This window comes from Chryseobacterium sp. StRB126 (assembly GCF_000829375.1).
Classification (GTDB): Bacteria; Bacteroidota; Bacteroidia; order Flavobacteriales; family Weeksellaceae; genus Chryseobacterium.
On sequence record NZ_AP014624.1, the window covers coordinates 5,137,624 to 5,158,374 of the forward strand.

Sequence of the window (20,751 nt, forward strand, 5' to 3'; positions counted from 1 at the left end):
TCAAGCTTTGTAAGTATTTGATGAAAAAACATTACAAATATTTTCAAAAAAAGATTATTAAAATTTGTATCTTATAAAAATTTCTATATCTTTGCAACCTGAAAATTAATAGATTAATTACGATTTAAACATATAGTAATGAGTAAAAGAACATTCCAGCCATCAGAAAGAAAAAAAAGAAACAAACACGGTTTCAGAGAAAGAATGTCTACGCCAAATGGAAGAAGAGTTTTGGCTGCGAGAAGAGCTAAAGGCAGAAAGAGTTTAACTGTAAGTGCTGCACGCGCTAAGAGATAATCTTTTTATTATCATATACAAAACATGCTTGGAAAGTTTCTTTTCAGGCATTTTTTGTTGTTAAAATTTATTAAAATTAGAGTCAAATAGACTTCTTTTTTCTATTTTTAAAGATTGAAAATTTTTTGTTAGAAATAGCCTTTAAAATTAAATTATGCCACATACAAATATCTCCGGAGACAATATTATAAGTTTACAGCATGCAAAAATTGCCCAAAAAAACTTTACTGTTCTTTCTGATGTAAATCTTAATATTAAAAAAGGTAGATTCTGCTACCTTATTGGAAAAACAGGTTCCGGAAAAAGCTCCCTTCTGAAAACGCTTTATGGGCATATTCCATTAGCTTCAGGACACGGATCCGTGGTAGGATTTGAGCTGGCAAAACTAAAACCATCTGATATTCCTAACCTAAGAAGAAAATTAGGCATTGTATTCCAAGATTTTCAATTACTTTCCGACAGAACTGTTGAAAAGAACCTGAAATTCGTTTTGGAAGCGACTGGCTGGAACGATAAAACAAAAATGGAAGACAGAATCAATGAAGTATTGGGAAGTGTGAACATGAAGAGCAAAAAGCATAAAATGCCCCATGAACTTTCCGGAGGCGAGCAGCAGCGTATCGCTATCGCAAGAGCACTACTTAACCATCCGGATCTTATCTTAGCAGATGAGCCAACGGGTAACCTTGACCCGGAGACTTCTAACGAAATCATGACCCTATTAAAACAGGTTGCCCTTGAAAATGGCGCTGCTGTAGTAATGGCTACTCACGATTATCATATGATTCAGAACTTCCCTGGTGAAGCCATCAGATGTGAAGATGGAAAAGTATCCGTACTAGATACTGCCGAATTATTTGAATAAGAACAAAAAAAATCAGAAATCACAGAACTGTTTTTTCTAATTTCCAACCTCTTTAAAAACATGAAACTCTTTGGTGAGTTCAAGATATTGGTCCGAGTATTTTCTCGGACTTTTTTCTATAATAAATTCAGATTCCAGAAGGTTTTTTTTCGTTAAAGAAAACTCCAGGACCCATCTTTTTGTTTTGGAATTTTCAATACCTTTGATATGAACTCTTCTGCTCAGAAACAGATTATTTTCTTCAGCAATTAAAATAAAGATTGCTCCAGCCTCCACCGGAATAATTACCGAAAGAAGTCCGTGCTCGGATAAAAGTTGAGCAGACCGAGCAATAAGCTGTCGGAAATTCAATTCTACCGTCTGGCGGGCAATTTTATCTTTATCAGATCCGGATTCTTCAAAGTAAGGAGGATTTGAAACGATCAGATCAAACTTTTCATTAGTCTCAAAAGTTTTAAAATCCTGATGAATATTTTTCAATCTCGTGCAGAAAGGAGCATTTTCAAAATTAAGTTTTGTAAGAGCAGCAGCATCTTCATTAATATCCAATCCTAAAAAATCCGCCTGCTGATTCCTTTGAGCTAACATCAATGAAATCAGCCCTGTTCCAGTACCTACTTCCAAAACATGAAAAGCAGATTCAGCATCTGCTAAGGCTCCAAGCAAAACCCCGTCTGTTCCTACCCGGAAGACATTTTTAGATTGCTGAATTTTAAATTGCTTAAATGTAAAAGGCTTCACTATAAATTGGTAGGCAATGTAATGATGAATGTAGACCCCTTTCCTACTTCTGATTTCACTGAGATTTCTCCTTTGTAGTCTTCAATCATTTTTCTTACCATGGATAATCCGAGTCCCATTCCGCTGGTTTTAGAGGTGAAATTAGGCTCAAAAATTCTTTCATACATACTTTCTGGAATACCAACTCCGTTATCCTGAACAGAGAAGATCACTCTTCGCTGATGCTGCTCTACATCTACATTGATAATTAATTTTCTCTCATCACTTTCCGCCTGTTTAGCATTGGTAACAAGATTGGTAATGATTCTGGAAAGATAAATTCTGTCCATATTAATCATAATATTACTTTTGTTGGCATGCATGAAGATACTGTCGTCATTAAATACACGAAGGATATCTTCTACTTCTGTATTCAGATTGATAACTTCATTATTTTTCTCAGGAAGCTTGGCAAATTCTGAGAATGCAGAAGCCACAGTAGCAATCAGATCAATCTGATCCACCATTGTTTTACTCATCTGCTTCACTTTTTCCTTTATGTTTGGATCTTCCGGATCAAATTTTCTTTCAAAATTCTGAATGGTAAGTTTCATTGGAGTAAGCGGATTCTTCACCTCATGGGCAACCTGTTTTGCCATTTCTCTCCACGCTTCTTCAGAGGCTTTAAACCTTAACCTTTCTTTCTGATCCTGGATTTGCAGAATCATTCTGTTGTAAGCTCTTGCCAGAGCATTCAGCTCATCATTCTTATAATATCTGATAGGACGCATTTCATTCTCAAACAATGTAATGCGGGTAATCATATCGGAAAACTTCGTAATGGTTTTGGCTAGGCTATTGGAGGTTACCCAGCTTATCCATATACTGAACAGGATTAGGAATATATCCACTAAAAGAATATATTTTACATACTGATGCAGTACGTCAAGATAGGCAGATTCGTTATGATATAAAGGAATATAAACAATACCGATTGGCTCCAGTTCATTGTTTTTCAATAAAAGATATGAAGAGGTTAGCTTGGCATCTTTGGCAGCATCATATCTGGTCATATCAACTCTCGCATCTGTAGACAGGATTTTGTTGATAATTTCTATAGAGAGTGTTTTCTGATCAATCAGGCTTTCATCCTTATTAGACAGCAGGTAATTTCCTTTCAGATCATAAATAACAATATCATGCTGGTTAATATCTGCAATCTCAAAGATCTTATTCCCTAAAACCTTCGGCAGATCCTGTGTTTCTACCAGTGTACGGCTTACGGCATAATCCAGATATCTCATTACAGCATTGGTTTTCTCCTGCATATCAATGTTGCTCTGCTGCAGTGAATTATTCCTCAACACAAAATAAGGGACCAGTGATGTTGCCACAACACTTAAAAAGCATACCAATAAGAAACCGAAAAACACACGGTTCCTTAAACTATATCCTTTATATTTATTTAACGACATCCTATTTTTTAATTAACCTAGCAATATACTTACCAATGATGTCAAATTCCAGGTTCACTTTATCACCAATTTTCAGGTGCTGCATATTGGTAAATTCCCATGTGTAAGGAATAATAGCTACCGAGAACTGGGCATCTTCGCTTTTTGCTACGGTTAAACTGATTCCATTTACGGTAATAGAACCTTGAGGTACAGTTACAAAATTTCCATCAGCTTCATATTTCATCGTAATAAAATAGCTTCCGTCTTTATTTTCAATTCCTACGACCTCACCTGTTTTGTCAACATGTCCCTGAACGATGTGTCCATCCAGTCTTCCATCCATTTTCATACAACGCTCAAGATTGACAACACTTCCCACTTCCCATTTTCCAAGATTGGTTTTTTCCAACGTTTCGTTGATTGCTGTTACTACATATTGGTTCTCCTTAATCTCAACCACAGTCAGGCAACATCCGTTGTGAGCAAGACTTTGATCAATTTTAAGTTCGTTTGTAAAAGGGCATGTCAGGGTGAAATCTATGTTACTTCCTTTCTCTTCAATCTTTTCAATAACACCAACTGCTTCAATAATTCCTGTGAACATATTATTTTTTGCTAAATTTGTAAATTATAATCTTCAAAGATAATCAAAATGAGCCCAAAAAACCATAAAGTACGAGTAGGAATTTCAATCGGTGATTTCAATGGCATCGGCCCGGAAATCATTATGAAGTCTCTGAAAGACAAAACCATTACAGATTTTTTCACTCCTGTAATTTTTGGTTCGGGGAAATTATTCACTTATCAGAAAAACATTTTCAAGCTGAATCTTAATTTCAACTATGTAAATGAAGCTTCTCAGGCACAGCCCGGCAAGCTGAATATGGTAAATCTAACCAAGGAAAACGTGAATGTTGAATTGGGGGTTCCTACTGAGGAATCTACCCAAATGGCTATTGATTCTTTGGAAGCAGCAACTGAAGCTTTAATGAAAGGAGACATTGATGTCCTGGTAACAGCTCCTATCAACAAGGATGAAATGGTAAAAATGGGCTTTAAACATACCGGACACACTGGATATTTTGAAGAAAAATTCAGTAAAAAAGGACTGATGTTCCTGGTAACTGAGGATCTTAAAGTAGCCGTATCTACCCATCATATTCCTATTGCACAAGTTGCTGAGAATATTTCCAAAGAGAAAATCAAAAAACAGATCAGAGTATTGAATCAGACGCTTATTGAAGATTTCTGCATTCAGAAACCGAAGATTGCCGTATTGGGATTGAATCCACATGCGGGAGATGGCGGAGTTATCGGAACTGAAGAAATAGAAATCATCAGCCCGGCCATTCAGGAACTTTCAGATAATGGAATTCTGGCATTCGGCCCTTTCCCGGCAGACAGTTTCTTCCAACCCAACAAATACAGAAACTTTGATGGGGTTTTAGCAATGTATCACGATCAGGGATTAGCTCCGTTCAAAACACTAGCCTATGAAGAAGGGGTAAATTATACAGCTGGGCTTCCTTTTATCAGAACCTCTCCGGATCATGGAGTTGCCTATGATATTGCGGGGAAAAATATTGCCGATGAACAGAGTTTTATGGAAGCTATCTTCACTGCTATTAAGGTTTTCAACAACAGAAGTGAATACAGTGAACTGATGAGCACCCGTCTTCAGCCTAGAAAAATAGCTGTTGATAACGGAATTGACGAGGATCTGCCTGAGGAAACTGAAGGATAAACCGTTAAAACAAATTTTAAATTAATTTGTTTTAGATTTTATTTGTTATTATAAAAAAAATGCATATTTTTGCACACTCATTTTATGGACAAGTTAAGAAACTATGACGTAAGCTTTTCCGGACTTAAAAACGGAAAACACGAGTTCAAGTTTGAGATAGATAAAACGTTCTTTCAATTATTTGACACTGAGCAGGAATTTACAAACCCTAGAATAGAAGTACATGTCTTATTAGACAAACACACTACTTTTCTGGAGTTTGAGATTAAGATAAAAGGTTGGGTTGAGTTGGTTTGTGATATTACAAATGAAGACTTCGACTATCCTATTGAGAATGAAATCAAAATTCTGGTGAATTTCGGGGAAGAATATGATGACAGCAATGAAGATGTTATTACGATTCCTACTGCAGAGCATGCTTTCAACGTAGCTCATTTGATCTACGAAAATGTGATGCTTTCTATCCCGATGAAAAAGATTTCACCGAATGTAAGTGATGAAGATATCAAAATTCTTGACCAGTTCAGTCCGAAAGATATTGAGGAAGCTGAAGAGGAAGAACATGAAAGTGACCCTAGATGGGAGGCTTTAAGAAAATTAAGAGACAATAATTAAATAGAATAATTTAAATATGATGAGATGATGAATCTCATCGCTCATCAATTAAAAAAGTTATTAGAAAATGGCACATCCAAAGAGAAGACAGTCGTCTACAAGAAGAGATAAGAGAAGAACTCACTACAAAGCTGTAGTTCCTCAATTAGCTAAAGATGCAACAACAGGAGAGCTTCACCTATACCACAGAGCTCACTGGCATGAAGGAAAACTTTACTACAGAGGTAAAGTAGTATTGGAAAAAGAAGTAGCTGCTACTGAAGAAAACTAAGAGTCGCTTTTCATTGAAAAAGCCTCATTTTAATACAAAAACCGCCCAATTTTGATAAAATTCGGCGGTTTTTTGTTGTTTTTTGTGTTTTTTTGGTATCTTTGGCATCAAATCAAATATCAAATTTATGGACATTAAAGACATACAGAATCTTATTAAGTTTGTATCTAAGGCTGAAGTTTCAGAAGTAAAATACAAGACTAAGGATTTCGAAATCACTATTAAAACTCCATTAGCTGGAAGCGAAGCTGTTTATGCGCAGCCTGCAGTCTATCACACAGCTCCACAAGCGGTAGCTGCTCCGGCACCTGTTGCAACTCCGGCTGCTGCTCCTGCAGAAAAAGCTGACGCTGCATCTGATGATAGCAAATATGTAACAATCAAATCTCCAATGATTGGAACATTCTACAGAAAACCATCTCCGGATAAAGACGTATTCGTAAACGTAGGTGACGAAGTTTCTGTTGGTAAAGTAGTTTGCGTAATTGAAGCAATGAAGTTATTCAACCAGATTGAATCTGAAATCAGCGGAAAAATCGTTAAAATCTTAGTTGACGATGCTACTCCGGTAGAATATGACCAACCATTATTCCTAGTAGATCCATCTTAATTAAAATATTGATTAATGATGATTGATAATTGATTATAAAGTCAATTTCAAATTTCAAATTTTCAAATTTCAAATATTATTAAGATGTTCAAAAAAATATTAATAGCCAATCGTGGCGAAATTGCAATGCGTATTTTACGTACTTGTAAAGAAATGGGGATCAAAACCGTTGCAGTATACTCTACTGCAGATAAAGACAGTCTTCACGTAAGATTTGCTGATGAAGCGGTTTGTATTGGTCCTGCGATGAGCAAAGACTCATACCTTAAAATCCCTAACATTATTGCTGCTGCGGAAATTACAAACGCTGACGCCATTCACCCAGGTTATGGATTCCTATCTGAAAATGCTAACTTTTCAAGAATCTGTCAGAAGAACGGAATTAAGTTCATTGGAGCTTCTCCTGAACAGATTGAAAAAATGGGAGACAAAGCCAATGCTAAGGCTACCATGAAAGCTGCCGGTGTACCTTGTGTACCGGGTTCAGACGGATTGATCGAATCTTACGAGCATGCTGTAAAGGTTGCTGAGGAAACCGGATACCCTGTAATGATTAAAGCAACTGCCGGTGGTGGTGGTAAAGGAATGAGAGCAGTATGGAAAGCTGAAGACCTTAAAGATCACTGGGAATCTGCTATTCAGGAAGCTGTAGCTGCCTTTGGAAACGGAGGTATGTACATGGAAAAACTGATTGAAGAGCCTAGACACATCGAAATTCAGGTTGCAGGTGACCAGTTCGGCAAAGCTTGCCACCTTTCTGAAAGAGACTGTTCTGTACAAAGAAGAAACCAGAAGTTAACGGAAGAAACACCTTCTCCGTTCATGACTGATGAGCTTCGTGAGAAAATGGGTGATGCTGCGGTAAAAGCTGCAGAATTCATCGGATACGAAGGTGTAGGAACTATCGAATTCCTTGTAGACAAACACAGAAATTTCTATTTCATGGAAATGAATACAAGAATCCAGGTAGAGCACCCTATTACCGAGCAGGTAATTGATTATGACCTAATCAGAGAACAAATTCTTCTTGCTGCGGGAACTCCTATTTCAGGAATCAACTATTACCCTAAATTACACTCTATTGAGTGTAGAATTAACGCTGAAGATCCTTACGCAGACTTCAGACCGTCTCCGGGAAAAATCACAGGATTAAACATCCCAGGTGGACACGGAATCAGAGTAGATACTCACGTATATTCAGGATACACAATCCCTTCTAACTACGACTCTATGATTGCTAAGCTTATCACTACGGCTCAAACCCGTGAGGAAGCGATTGCAAAAATGAGACGTGCTCTTGAGGAATTCTATATTGAAGGAGTAAAAACAACTATTCCTTTCCACAGACAACTGATGGATAATGAAGATTATCTTGCAGGAAACTACACTACAAAATTCATGGAGGATTTTGTAATGGACAGAAAATATGATAATCACTAAAAAAATTATCATTTATATAAAAAGAAGGCGTCTGAAAAGGCGCCTTCTTTAGTTTTATACTATCAATCATTCTAATAAAGCAGGAAAATTTATTTTTGTAGCTACAAGAGATCAAACTTGTTGCAGTATCTATCAAAATTAACATACAAAAAATGACATCAGCAATAAAAGAGAAATTAGCAGAGACACTTCAAATTTCTATGGAGCGCGCGGAGGAATTTTTGGAGATTTGTTACATCGCAAATTATAATAAGAGCAAAATGATAGAACCTAAAAATGGAGTTTTTGACCGTTTGGGGATCATTTTGAACGGCGCCGTCCGGATTTATTACATCAATGAAAAAGGTGAAGATATCAGCTATCTTTTGCAAGTGAATAATGATGTTATTGGTGATTACGCAAGCTATATCACCGGAAAAAAAACAACGGCAGCTATAAAGACTCTTCTAAAAACGGAAGTTTTATATTTTGATAAAAAAGATGTTGAGATTTTAATTCAGAAAGATATTTTTTGGGTTGGATTGGCAAAACGTATATCCGATTTAGCTTTTTTGGATGCAAAACAAAGGCTGGACGAATTGTTTTTTTATACACCAGAAGAACGCTATCTCAATCTCTTAAAAAAGTCACCCGAAATCCTGAACAAAATTCCACAGAAATACATTTCGTCTTATTTAGGAATTACGCCACAATCGCTGAGCAGAATCCGGAAAAGAATTTACTCATTCCAGAAGTTAACTTAGGTGAACGTTTTTGGCTTTTCTGCTCTTTAATTTTGCCTCATCTAAATGTAATCACAATGAAAATAGCAATTATCGGTGGCGGAATTGGCGGTTTGACAACAGCTTTAGCTTTACAAAAAAACAATCTGGATGTTACCATTTACGAAAGTGCAACCGAAATAAAACCTGTAGGTGCCGGAATTATCATGGCCAATAATGCAATGCAGGTTTTTGATAAACTTGGCATCCGCCAGAAAATCGAAAAAGCAGGCCACAAAATTTCAAACATTAAAATTACCGATCCACAACTCAAGACCTTATCAGATGTACAACTGAATAGATTCGAGCATAAATATGGAGTACACAATACGGCTATTCATCGTGGCGATTTGCAAATGATTCTGGCTGAGGAAATTGGTTTTGAAAATATTAAACTTGCCAAACGTTTATCCAAGATTGAACAGGGAAACGGCTATCAATTCACTTTTGAAGACGGAAGCTTCGCTAATGCAGGTGTAGTTATTGGTGCAGATGGAATTAAATCGGTAGTGCGGCAGCAAATTTTAAATATTGGAAAGCTAAGATCCTCCAGACAGAAATGTTGGCGTGGTGTTAGTGAATTCGATTGGGTAGCGAAATACCAACATGAAGCCTATGAGGCATGGGGAAAGGGCAAACGCTTCGGTTTCGTGAGAATTAATGATCAACAAGTCTATTGGTACGCTGTGATTAACGAGAATCTGGTTAAAAACCCGAACCATCTTGCAGAACTTTTTACCGAATTTAATCCAGAAGTACCCAGAATGATTTCCGAAACTCCCAAAGAAAAAATATTTATCAATGACATTATCGATTTGGAACCTATTTTTCAATGGCAAAAAGACCGTGTTTGCTTAATTGGTGATGCAGCCCATGCTACAACTCCTAATATGGGACAAGGCGCCTGCCAGGCAATTGAAGATGCCTACGTTCTCGGAAAACTTTTTGGCGAAGGAAAAAATGTAGACGAAGTTTTCACACAATACGAAGAGCTGCGTATGAAGAAAGCGCATTACATTGTCAACACGAGTTCTACTATTGGTAAAGTTTCTCATTATGAAAACAATTTGGCAGTTTGGCTTCGCAATATTTTACTAAAGGCAACACCTAGCTCTGCTAACGAAAAGCAAATGGAAAAAGTGTTTGATATCTCATACTAAAAGCAACTTTATAATTTAATTGTTGAAGATCGTTACAGAAGCTTCAAAATAATCTTCTCCTCTTCTGAGCCTTATATGTTTTCAATCATTGTATCCATCAATTTTATATCTTTGACTGAATAATATTTTTCGACTTTATATGTTAATTCTTTTTGAAAAAAATAATTTCAAAACACAATGTTACCATTTATAAACCGAAGATTGTTTTGTTCTGAACGTTAACGATAGATAAAAATAGTGTGAAAATTATCATCAAATACATTCTCATTGCCGGATTCTCCTGGTTTATTATCCATTCTTTATACATTACTTATGATGGATTGACAAATTCTGAACAGAAAGCTGATCTTGCTGTGGTCTTTGGAAATAAAGTAAATGAAGACGGCACCCTTTCCCCACGCCTGCAGGTAAGATTAGACAAAAGTATTGAGCTCTATCAGAAAAAACAAGTCAAAGACATCCTGGTAAGCGGTGGTTTGGGTAAAGAGGGTTATTGGGAAGGTACAGAAATGAAAAAATACCTGATTAAAAATAAAATTCCTGCCTATAATATTCTTGTGGATAACTTTGGGGATAATACAGAGAAGACTGTTCTCAATACCATAAAAATAGCTGATCGCTTCCAGTATAAAAATATTATCTCTGTATCGCAGTTTTATCATCAGACCAGAATTAAAAAACTGTTCAGGGAACATCATTTTAAAAATATTGAAAGTTCAAGTCCTGAATATTTTGAATTAAGGGATTTCTATTCAGTTTTCAGGGAGTTCTTCGCTTATTATTTATAAGAAAAGTTGATAAAAAATTAACCATGAACAAGACATTAAAATGGTTATTCATCGGAATTACGGGTGCTGTCCTGCTCTATTTTGCGGCCAGTTTCTCTGCTGTTTTTATACTTACTTATTTCAGTTCGTCCAAAAGAATTGAAAACAATGGTGAAGAAAAAGTATTTGAAAAAATCAAAAGAGACTATCATATTGAAGAGATAGAACGAGAGCCAAAATATGAAAGAGAAATCGAAGACAAAGACTCTATCACCTATACTTTATATTTGTACAGTAAAGATTTCTGTGACATAAAACCTGATTCTTTAAAGAAAAACTCTTTGAAGATTGCTAAAGAAGTAAGCCATATCAATCTGGATTCAAAATTCTATCAATATCGCCTTGTATTCTGCTGCAAGCTTTATAATCCTAACGGAACAGCAATTCAATATTTAAGAAAAAATCTGGTTCCTTAAAAAATGTATGATTTGCAGCTATATTTAACTTACTTTTTAAAAGATAGAGTACCTGCAACAGTTTATCCGTTAAGAAAACATTTCCGCTACGAGCTCATTTAGCCTCAAAATACACTTTAATTACAGCCTTTGGCACGACTCTACTTTTGTTTATTAATCTCATTAATATTATGTAAATTTGTAAAAAAACAACAATATGTCGACAGCAGAACAAACAAAAAACTCACAATATTTTATTGACCTTGAAGACAAACATGGAGCACACAATTATCACCCACTTCCAGTAGTTCTGGACCGCGGAGAAGGTGTTTTCGTTTGGGATGTAGAGGGCAAAAGATATTATGATTTTCTTTCAGCATATTCTGCTGTAAACCAAGGACATTCCCATCCTAAAATCGTAGGCGCTTTAGTAGAACAATCTCAAAAGTTAGCCTTAACTTCAAGAGCATTTTATAACTCTAAATTAGGAGAATACGAACAGAAAATCACTACTCTTTTCGGGTTTGATAAAGTGTTACCAATGAACTCAGGAGCTGAAGCAGTAGAAACTGCTGTAAAATTGGCCAGAAAATGGAGTTATGAAGTAAAAGGAATTTCAGAAAACGCGGCAAAAATCATCGTTTGTGAAAATAACTTCCACGGAAGAACAACAACTATTGTTTCTTTCTCTAACGATCCGGATGCCAACCAAAACTATGGACCTTTTACACCGGGCTTTATCAAAATTCCGTACAATGATATTGCAGCATTGGAAGAAGTATTAAGCAGAGAAGCTGAAAATATTGCAGCATTCCTTGTAGAGCCTATTCAGGGTGAGGCAGGAGTATATGTTCCGGATGAAAACTTCCTTAAAAATGCTTCCGAAATATGTAAAAAGCACAACGTTCTTTTTATTGCAGATGAAGTACAGACAGGTATTGCAAGAACAGGAAAACTAATCGCTTGTCATCATGAAAATGTACAGCCGGATATTTTAATTCTAGGAAAAGCACTTTCAGGAGGAATGTATCCAGTATCTGCTGTATTGGCGAATGATGAAATCATGAATGTGATTAAGCCAGGACAGCACGGTTCTACATTCGGAGGAAATCCAATTGCCTGTGCAGTAGCTGTAGCAGCATTAGATGTTGTAGCTGATGAAAAATTATCTGAAAGAGCAGAAGAACTTGGTCAGCTTTTCAGAGCTGAAATCAATAAACTTATCGAAAAGACAGATCTTATTACCAAAGTAAGAGGAAAAGGACTGTTAAATGCCATACTAATCAATGATACTCCAGAAAGTTCTACTGCATGGAATCTTTGTTTACAATTAAAAGAAAACGGATTACTTGCAAAACCAACACATGGTAACATCATCAGATTAGCACCACCATTGGTAATTACAGAAGAGCAATTATTGGATTGTGTAAAAATTATTGAAAAAACAATTTTAGCCTTCACAAAATAAACTTTGGTAGATATTATTATTCCAATATATAAACAGATACCTGATAGTGATGACCTTATTTCTCTCAATCAGGTATTTGATATTTTAGGAAGTTACAAAATAACCTTTATACATCCTAGAAGTCTTTCTCTTGATGCCTATAAAGATTTTAATGCTTCATTCATTAGTTTTGATGACCATTATTTCAAAAATATTTTTGGATACAATCAACTTATGATGGACGTAAATTTTTATAAAAGTTTTTCAGAAAAATATATACTAATTTATCAATCTGACTGTTTTGTATTTAAAGATGATCTTATAAATTGGTGCAAAAAAAACTACGATTATATTGGTGCTCCTTGGATACGGAGTTCGGAACATATTCCTTTTTTTAAATTATTTTTTGATAAAACCATTGCTAAGTTTAAAGGAATAACCAACTTTAAAGGGAATGGGAAATGGCAAAAAGACAAATCTCTTCTTTATAACGCTGTAGGAAATGGAGGGCTATCTTTAAGAAAAAGAGAAAAGTTTATAGAAGTACTTGAAAACCTTCCGAAGGTAGTGCAAATTTACTTAAAACCTGAAAATACAGGTCAATTTTACGCCGAAGATGTATTTTTTAGTATCGAGCCTGAAAGAAATGGTATAATTTTTTCTAAACCTAATTATAAAGAAGCCTGTCTCTTCTCAATTGAGAACAAACAGGAGAAAGCAATGAACATCAATAAAGGAAAACTTCCTTTTGGCTGCCATAGATGGAATAAGGAAAAAGATTTCTGGAGACCTTATTTTTCTAAAGCAGGATATTCAATATAACAATGAACGACTTTAAAGATAAAAGTATCATATTAGCTGTCCCCAATCATTTTGGGCTACCAAAGGTTTTTAAAAAAAATCTTGAGTATCTTGGTTTTAAAGTTTTTACCGTAGAGCATGATTGCTCGCAAGTAAAATTGAGTGCAGAAGAGTCTTTAATTCATATTTATAAAAAGGCATTCAGCAACAACAGGACCTTTAAAGCCAAAATGTTAGCCGAAAAAAAGGAACACCCCCAGCTGTTTTTTCTTGATAAAATCAGCCATGCAGATTATGCCCTTGTGATACGCCCTGACCTTTTCAGTAAGAATGTTCTGTCCAAAATTCAGGAAAAAAGCACTTATACTGTGGCTTACCAATGGGACGGAATGCAGAGGTTTCCTTTGGCAGAAAATACCATAAAATATTTTGACAGCTTTTTTGTATTTGATGAAAGAGACACTATAAGGTATCCGCAGACAAAGCATATCCACAATTTTTATTTTGATTATTTGCCCGAAAAATCAGAAGTAAAACAGGATCTTTTCTTCGTAGGAACTTTTATGAAGGATCGTATTGAAGAGCTTTGCAATCTTTCTAAATTATTTCAGGAAAAAGAACTGAAAACCAATATCAATGTAATCTATACTAAAGAAAAGCATATCAAGAAGTATCGGGAATATCCTATAAATTTCACAAGAACCGGAATGAGTTTTGAGGAAAACATGAAAAATGCCAAAGCTTCAAAAATTATTCTTGACTTTCAAAACACTATGCATAAAGGACTCTCTTTCAGGGTTTTTGAGGCTGTAGGGTACAGAAAAAAATTAATCACTAATAATGAATTAGTGAAGGGATATAGATTTTACAACCCTAGTAATATATTTCTGCTGAATGATGATAATATGTCTGAAATTACCAATTTCCTGGCAGAGGATTATATTGAATCTTCGGAAGAAACTTATCAGAGATATTCATTTAGTAATTGGATCCAAATTTTATTCAGTCAATTTAATAAATAAGGCTCCATGAAAACCTCAGTTGCTCTTTGTACCTACAACGGAGAAAAATACATAAAATACCAGCTCGATTCTATTTTGAACCAAACGGTTCCAATAGATGAAATTATTATATGTGATGACGGCTCTACAGACTCTACTATTTCTATTTTAAATTCTTACCAGGAGCAACACCCCAGCATTTTCAAAATCTACACTAATGAAAATAATCTTCGGAGTGTAAAAAATTTTGAAAAAGCCATTTCTCTGTGTAGCAATGAATTTATTTTCCTAAGTGATCAGGATGATATATGGGCTGATCATAAAGTTAAGATACATTTAGATTACTTTAAAAAACATGAAAATATCAATGTAATAGCTACAAATGGTTATTGCATCACTGATGATGGTGAAAAAAAGGAAATGTATTCTTTCTGGGATCTTCCTGCTATTGCAAAATCAGCTGATAAAAACCTCAGTATAAAGGAAACTCTTTCTAAAGTAACCAATATTGCAACAGGAGCATCAATGTCTTTAAGAAAGTCTTTTTTAAAGGAAATTATGCCCATTCCGGACTCTGAAGGTCTTCATCATGATGAATGGATTGCTTTTATTGCTGTTCAAAAAGATTCTTTCGTAATGCTTGATGAAAAACTCTTTTACTACAGGATTCATAAACATCAACAAATTGGAGGTGTATTTTTTGATAAAAATGACCAGTCTTTATTATTTCTTAAACGTACATTTGGTCTTGTTCAGGATTTTAAAGGTCTTTCCAAATATATAAAACGCTTAAGCAGCAGTTATAAAAAAAATCAGCTGTACCTAAAGATCCAGCCTCATCATCATCAAATGATAAAAAATAACATGAAGGAAATTGAAAGTATTTATATGGAGAAAGTACAATTAATGAAGAATCACTTTCCCGTAAGATCAGCCATTTTGTTTCTTACCGATTTAAAAAATAAAAGGAGACTCTAATGTTTCCTTTTTACTTTTATAGCTTTGTTGTAATAAAAACAATATTATTGTCTCCTAAAATTCCGTTTATTATATTTCGTTCTGTGTTGAGAGTTACTTTAAACCCTATAAGCTCTAGCTTCTTCTGCATTTCTTTCGCAAAAATTGTATACACAAGAATACCTTCATCACTCCTTATGGGATCTCCATGATATTCTGGTTTCATGAGATGAACAATTTCATTATTACCATCTAAGAATGCTCTAACTTCATCATTTTCTTTATCTTCATAATAGGGTACTGTAAATACATGTGAACCTCCTTTTTTCAGGATTCTATGGACTTCACTGAATGCTTTATAAGGATTCGGAATATGCTCAAAAACTTCTGTTGAAACAATTAAATCAAAGGTATTATCATCAAATGGAATATTCATTAAATCTACATTAAGAATTCCATTCTGTTCTTTACCATGTGTTTCATAAGGTCCAAAATATTCACTACAAATATAATGATCAATATGTTTAAGGTAATGATGTAGGGCTCCATTGGATTCAACATTATAAATTCTCAATCCCGAATCTTTACTTATTTCCCTAAGACTGCTATAAGAAGTATTATTTTTCCGATTTATTAACTCTAAAATAACCTTAGACAAATGTCTTTTTCTGGAAATGGAATTACACTTTTTACATGTAGCGTCTTCTCTTAGATTATTCGTTCGTATTTTGATTTTCCTAATGCTTCCACAAACATTACAAAATATAAAACTGAAACCCACTCTAGTTAATTGTTTTTCTATATAATTAATCATGATCATTCAAGCTTATGCAAACAATTTTATTTCTTATACAGTGATGAGATTAAATTAAGCACATTTTTCCCCTGTACTTCTCTTGAAAAAGGATATAAAGCCTTCTTTGAATTCTCTTTTAATCTATTCCACATTTCTTCATTAGAATACAATTCAAGAATATGATCGGCAAAAGCCTGTGCATCACTGATATCACTTACCTGTGCATGAACACTGTGTTGAAGGTTCATCCCCTCCACTCCTATTGGTGTTGTTACAATGGGTAGCTCATATTCCAGAGCCTGACCTATTTTACCTTTAACTCCGGCTCCATATCGTAAAGGAGCTACAAATACCCTGGAGGAGTCAAACCACTCATCAACTGTTTCCTGATATCCAAGAATTCTTACTTTATCTGAACTGTATTTACGGGTAAGTTCTTCTGACAGTTCAGGGCCAATAACATTCACAAAAATGGAGTCATTTTTTTCCCAGACCAGCGGCATGATATCATCTACAAGGAATTTTAATGCATCGATATTGGGAAGGTGTCTGAAACCTCCGATAAACAACAGCCCTTTTCGATCTGCAAATCCGTTTTTATTTACCTGATCCAGTGTATGGAAATTACTTACTACATGTACTTTTTTAATATCGATTCCATTTTGGGAAACAATTCCTTTTTCCACATCACTGATGGCTGCCACTGCATCAGAAGTCCGCATCGCTGAATATTCAAGCTCCTTGGTCTTCTGATTTTTTTTCTCCATTTTCGGTGTTGTCGGCATATATTCCTTTTCCCTTTCAACCCTTAAATAATGAAGATCTACCATATCATAGATCAGTTTTTGTCTGGTGATATGACTTTTTAGAATTTTATGCCAATTTTTAAACCCGTTCGGTCTGAAAATCCATATTAAGTCAATGAGAGGTAACTTTTCAATGATTTGGTCATTAATTTTAACGATCTTATTTTTGGGTGTAACATAATCCTGAAATACCTGAATCCCAAGAGACTCACAATATTCTATATATTTCTTGTCTGTTTCATTAAATGCAGGAATCCCCAACAATATTTTATGGTTGTTGGTAATAAGGATTTTGAAAATTTCATCCAGCCTTCTTGAACCACTATCCTGATCATATTTAGGCATAGATTCTTCAAGGAAAAGAATTGTAGGCTGCTGGAAATTCTTATAGACATTAAGTTGTTGTTTTTGATCGATCTTCAGCCATTTATCGCCTTCAAATCTGGAATTCCAGCGGTCTTTAAATTTTTTGGCATTCTTTTCCAGTAATAGTTCTTTATTGGAGTTTTTCCCTGTATAACTGATATTTTCAAAATGAAGAATTTCAGATTTCGGCTGATAATAGATATCCAAATTCTGTACATATTTCAGTCGCTGACAGAAATCGGTTTCTTCATAATAAGCAGGCAAGAATTCTTCATCCAGGAAGTTTAAATTCCCATTGATGTCAAGTCTTTTAAATAACAGGCTGCATCCTGAGCAATAATCCACTTTTCTTAAAAAATTGAAAGATGGGTCATCAATAGAACTGAATCTTCCAAGATTTACAATTTCACAGTCTTTGAATATAAGACAGCCGGCTTCTTGAAGCGTATTATCCCCGAAAATCATTTTTGATCCTACAGCTCCTACCCTCTCTTTGGTTTCAAAAACCTCAAGAAGTGAGCTTAAATAATTCTCCTGAACTTCCGTATCATTATTCAGCAGGTATATATATTCTCCTTTCGCAGTCTGAATCCCTTTATTGACATTTCTTAAAAAACCAAGGTTTTCAGCATTATTAATAATTGTAATTCCCTTGATTTTGCTCAGATATTCCAAAGTCTCATCTGAGCTATTGTCATTGATAATGATAATTTCTCTGGAAACATTCAGATCATGTTGTTCAATGGTATAAAGACAGTTAAGGGTATATCTGATTTGATTATAAACAGGAATAATAATAGAAACCTGAGGCGTATGGGAATCGGTATTTAAATTGAATTCATAACTTTTAAAGAAATCAAGATCAAAATGATTAATTTCGATTTTCCTTTTATTTTTTATGAATTTGTAGTCTTTTATTTTATTTTTGAAAAATCTTTTAATTCCCATTTTAAATTTATTATTTTGTTGGATCTAACCAATTAAGGAAACGAAATTAAGCATTTATTACAAATTATGATAGTAATAAGCCTGTTATCTTTACCCTGTGATTATCCATATTTTCACTTCTGTTAAGTATATTATGATGATATTAATAGAATTGTTGTAAGATATCATTCTTGTAAAAATATAGTTCGGAATTGCATTAGCTCAAAAGTTTTATAATACATTACAAAACTGTTTTTATGTTTAAGAAATACAAAAATGAGAAATGAAGAAAATGAGAATACAAATTATTAAACAGAGATCGTTTCTTTACTCAGGCAGATCTTTATAAAAAGAATTACCAACAGATTAGTTCAAAAAAAGTATTCATATTATTATGAAAGAAAGAAAAATATATTTTATTTGCCCATCAGTTTCTGTGCCGTTTGGGGGTATAAAGCAAATCTACAAATATGTAAATATTCTAAACAATCACGGTTATAATGCTGCTGTCTTGCTCAAGAAAAATAAGAAAAAAGCTAATATTTGGTATCCTTTTACAAAGATTTCTTATCATTATGAGCTTATTAAGAATATTGAAAACAGCAGTAGCTCTAAAAATCATAAAAACAGTTTATACGAAAAATTAAAAATTTTCTTTCACTGTTTTTTTTCACCTCAAATAGAGAAAGATGCACTATTTGTTTTTCCGGAAATATATGGAAAATCATTTCATAAAACCATTCCCAATCATCAGTATGTAATCCTTAATCAGAATTGTTATTATACTTTTCAGGGTTACGGGTATGATTATAATGAGGAAAACCCTTATTTAAGTAAAAACTGTATGGGAACTATTGTAGCATCAGAAAATGCGCAGAAGTACTTTGATCTTGTTTTCCCTTCACATAATTTATATAAAGCACGTTTAGGAATTGATACTGAAGTCTTTAATTTTGGTAATAAAAAAAAGCGAAAAATTGCTTTTATGCCAAGGAAACTTTCTGAGGATTCTTTGCAGATTATTAACATTATAAAAGCACGCAAAAAATTGAATGATTGGGAGTTTTTTCCAATTGATAATATGGATGAAAAAGAAGTTGCACAACATTTAAAAGAATCTGTTTTTTTCTTAAGCTTCAACCATAGAGAAGGTTTTGGACTTCCTCCTATAGAAGCTATGTCTTGCGGGTGTTTTGTAATTGGATATTCCGGGCAAGGGGGAAAAGAATATTTCAAAGAAGAATTTTCTTGCCTCATTGAGGAAGGTAATATTATTGATTTCGTTGAGAAATTGGAACATTACGCTTTGGAATATAGTACGAATTCAGATCTCTTTTTTGAAAAGGGTAAAATAGCATCACAATTTGTTTTAGAAAATTATTCGCTGGAAAATGAGACAAAAGATTGGATCAATATATGGGAAAAGATAATTTCATGAGGTTACAAAATTAGTTTTTGTAAAAAGTAAAACCTGTGAAATAAAATATATTCATCAAACTACAATAAAGTTCGAACAAAAAAAATAGACTGACCTTTCGGTCAGTCTATTTTCTATATTTATTTTTTATTTGCCCAAACTATACTGCCATTATTGTTGTATATCACAATATTACCATCATTCTGAACTGAAAGTCTATCAATATTTGAGGAACTTACCCCTGTACTGTATACAGGCCTATTTGAAGAGTCATAAACTACCAGATTTCCATCGTCCTGAAAAATAGCACTTCGTCCTCTTCCTGCTGTTGCAGTAGACCAGATATCTTTTTTATTTCCATTACTATACATTACTAAATTACCATCTGTTTGGAAAATTAAGTAATAGTTATAATCTTCAGAATATATCTTTTCGCCTTTTACAAATCTAAATCCTTTGTAAATATTACCTCTACTATAGCTTCCGGTATTATTAGAATTTCCATTAGAATTATCATTAGAAGACCACAATGCATTTCTTCTTCTATTATAAATTACCAGATTACCGTCGTCCTGCATTTCAAGGCTGGTCGCATTTTTATTAACTGTATTTGTACTAAATACAGCATTTCCTGAGTAATTATAAACTACAAGATTGCCATCGTCCTGAAAAATTGCTCTCGTACCCTCGCCTTGTGTTTTAGAATCCCATTTCGGTTGGTTTCTACGATTGTAAACCACCAAATTTCCATCATTTTGAAAAGTCAGAAAATACTGTCCATTTTGAGATTCATACCTTCTATCTTTTATCAAATTAGTCCCTCGTGTAAAACTTTGGGCCATAATGCAAATACTTGCAAATAGACCAAACATTACAAATAAATTTTTTCTCATAATTTAATTGATATATTTTAATATATAAAGATATATAATAAAAATCATTTTTTTGCTATCTACCCTCCAAAAGTACCTCGCACAGCTAACAAAAATTCAATGGTAAGAACTTTCCTTTTTCTTAATACAAAATATTAACAAATTTATTTTCTCTACTTCAAAGAAATTTCAACAAAAA

General features: G+C 34.1%; 22 protein-coding genes. 16 read left to right on the top strand and 6 right to left on the bottom strand.

Annotated elements, in window-relative coordinates; translation table 11 throughout:
* Positions 1-138 precede the first annotated feature (138 nt).
* Both rpmH and CHSO_RS23245 read left to right on the top strand, forming a co-directional pair.
* Positions 139-297: a 50S ribosomal protein L34 gene (rpmH, locus tag CHSO_RS23240; RefSeq protein WP_034701860.1), complete on the top strand. Its 159-nt coding sequence runs from the start codon at positions 139-141 to the stop codon at positions 295-297.
* 154 nt (positions 298-451) lie between these two features.
* Positions 452-1,162: a cell division ATP-binding protein FtsE gene (locus tag CHSO_RS23245; RefSeq protein WP_045501191.1), complete on the top strand. Its 711-nt coding sequence runs from the start codon at positions 452-454 to the stop codon at positions 1,160-1,162.
* A gap of 36 nt (positions 1,163-1,198) precedes the next feature.
* On the opposite strand, the gene CHSO_RS23250 is transcribed toward CHSO_RS23245, so the two are convergent.
* From CHSO_RS23250 to CHSO_RS23260, 3 genes are read right to left on the bottom strand one after another with little or no spacing between them, the layout of a single operon-like run.
* Positions 1,199-1,903 carry a tRNA1(Val) (adenine(37)-N6)-methyltransferase gene (locus CHSO_RS23250; protein WP_045501192.1) on the bottom strand — a complete coding sequence of 235 codons (705 nt, stop codon included), beginning with the start codon at positions 1,901-1,903 and terminating at the stop codon, positions 1,199-1,201.
* Positions 1,903-3,357, bottom strand: a complete 1,455-nt coding sequence (locus CHSO_RS23255; protein ID WP_045501193.1) for a sensor histidine kinase — start codon at positions 3,355-3,357, stop codon at positions 1,903-1,905. The genes CHSO_RS23250 and CHSO_RS23255 overlap by 1 nt, the downstream gene beginning before the upstream one ends.
* Before the next feature lies 1 nt (position 3,358).
* Entirely contained in the window at positions 3,359-3,943 is a 585-nt protein-coding gene (locus CHSO_RS23260) for a riboflavin synthase (protein WP_045501194.1), read from the bottom strand.
* Positions 3,944-3,991: 48 nt separating this feature from the next.
* Between CHSO_RS23260 and pdxA the strand changes: the two genes are divergently transcribed.
* The 13 genes from pdxA to CHSO_RS23325 all read left to right on the top strand — a co-directional run bounded on the left by pdxA (position 3,992) and on the right by CHSO_RS23325 (position 15,389).
* Positions 3,992-5,083 (top strand): 4-hydroxythreonine-4-phosphate dehydrogenase PdxA, encoded by a 1,092-nt coding sequence (pdxA, locus tag CHSO_RS23265; protein WP_045501195.1) that lies wholly within the window; start codon positions 3,992-3,994, stop codon positions 5,081-5,083.
* 84 nt (positions 5,084-5,167) lie between these two features.
* The gene (locus CHSO_RS23270; protein ID WP_045501196.1) at positions 5,168-5,698 is read left to right on the top strand and encodes a YceD family protein; all 531 of its coding nucleotides are present in this window, start codon (positions 5,168-5,170) and stop codon (positions 5,696-5,698) included.
* Positions 5,699-5,765: 67 nt separating this feature from the next.
* The gene (gene rpmF, locus CHSO_RS23275; protein ID WP_002976251.1) at positions 5,766-5,969 is read left to right on the top strand and encodes a 50S ribosomal protein L32; all 204 of its coding nucleotides are present in this window, start codon (positions 5,766-5,768) and stop codon (positions 5,967-5,969) included.
* A 127-nt stretch (positions 5,970-6,096) separates the two neighbouring features.
* Complete coding sequence (gene accB, locus CHSO_RS23280; protein ID WP_045501197.1) at positions 6,097-6,579, top strand: acetyl-CoA carboxylase biotin carboxyl carrier protein; 483 nt, start codon at positions 6,097-6,099, stop codon at positions 6,577-6,579.
* 84 nt (positions 6,580-6,663) lie between these two features.
* Entirely contained in the window at positions 6,664-8,019 is a 1,356-nt protein-coding gene (gene accC / locus CHSO_RS23285; RefSeq protein ID WP_045501198.1) for an acetyl-CoA carboxylase biotin carboxylase subunit, read from the top strand.
* A 260-nt stretch (positions 8,020-8,279) separates the two neighbouring features.
* Entirely contained in the window at positions 8,280-8,762 is a 483-nt protein-coding gene (locus tag CHSO_RS23290; RefSeq protein WP_232509118.1) for a Crp/Fnr family transcriptional regulator, read from the top strand.
* Between the two features lie 56 nt (positions 8,763-8,818).
* Positions 8,819-9,940: an FAD-dependent monooxygenase gene (locus CHSO_RS23295; protein WP_045501199.1), complete on the top strand. Its 1,122-nt coding sequence runs from the start codon at positions 8,819-8,821 to the stop codon at positions 9,938-9,940.
* Between the two features lie 239 nt (positions 9,941-10,179).
* On the top strand, positions 10,180-10,728 hold the full coding sequence (locus tag CHSO_RS23300; protein ID WP_045501200.1) for a YdcF family protein: 549 nt from the start codon (positions 10,180-10,182) through the stop codon (positions 10,726-10,728).
* Positions 10,729-10,751: 23 nt separating this feature from the next.
* Positions 10,752-11,183 carry a hypothetical protein gene (locus tag CHSO_RS23305; protein WP_045501201.1) on the top strand — a complete coding sequence of 144 codons (432 nt, stop codon included), beginning with the start codon at positions 10,752-10,754 and terminating at the stop codon, positions 11,181-11,183.
* A 196-nt stretch (positions 11,184-11,379) separates the two neighbouring features.
* Positions 11,380-12,630, top strand: coding sequence for an ornithine--oxo-acid transaminase (rocD, locus tag CHSO_RS23310; protein WP_045501202.1), 1,251 nt, complete (start codon positions 11,380-11,382; stop codon positions 12,628-12,630).
* A gap of 3 nt (positions 12,631-12,633) precedes the next feature.
* A complete protein-coding gene (locus CHSO_RS23315) occupies positions 12,634-13,431 on the top strand; it encodes a DUF5672 family protein (protein WP_045501203.1) in 798 nt (265 codons plus the stop codon).
* Between the two features lie 2 nt (positions 13,432-13,433).
* Entirely contained in the window at positions 13,434-14,432 is a 999-nt protein-coding gene (locus tag CHSO_RS23320; RefSeq protein WP_045501204.1) for a hypothetical protein, read from the top strand.
* A gap of 6 nt (positions 14,433-14,438) precedes the next feature.
* The gene (locus CHSO_RS23325) at positions 14,439-15,389 is read left to right on the top strand and encodes a glycosyltransferase family 2 protein (protein WP_045501205.1); all 951 of its coding nucleotides are present in this window, start codon (positions 14,439-14,441) and stop codon (positions 15,387-15,389) included.
* 16 nt (positions 15,390-15,405) lie between these two features.
* Here CHSO_RS23325 and CHSO_RS23330 read toward each other — a convergent pair whose 3' ends face one another.
* The gene (locus CHSO_RS23330; protein ID WP_052480703.1) at positions 15,406-16,182 is read right to left on the bottom strand and encodes a class I SAM-dependent methyltransferase; all 777 of its coding nucleotides are present in this window, start codon (positions 16,180-16,182) and stop codon (positions 15,406-15,408) included.
* A 26-nt stretch (positions 16,183-16,208) separates the two neighbouring features.
* Positions 16,209-18,284 (bottom strand): glycosyltransferase, encoded by a 2,076-nt coding sequence (locus tag CHSO_RS23335; RefSeq protein WP_052480704.1) that lies wholly within the window; start codon positions 18,282-18,284, stop codon positions 16,209-16,211.
* A gap of 373 nt (positions 18,285-18,657) precedes the next feature.
* Here CHSO_RS23335 and CHSO_RS23340 point away from each other — a divergent pair, with 373 nt between their 5' ends.
* Positions 18,658-19,701, top strand: a complete 1,044-nt coding sequence (locus CHSO_RS23340; RefSeq protein ID WP_045501206.1) for a glycosyltransferase — start codon at positions 18,658-18,660, stop codon at positions 19,699-19,701.
* A gap of 119 nt (positions 19,702-19,820) precedes the next feature.
* Here CHSO_RS23340 and CHSO_RS23345 read toward each other — a convergent pair whose 3' ends face one another.
* Positions 19,821-20,573 carry a hypothetical protein gene (locus CHSO_RS23345; protein ID WP_084221055.1) on the bottom strand — a complete coding sequence of 251 codons (753 nt, stop codon included), beginning with the start codon at positions 20,571-20,573 and terminating at the stop codon, positions 19,821-19,823.
* Positions 20,574-20,751: the final 178 nt, after the last annotated feature.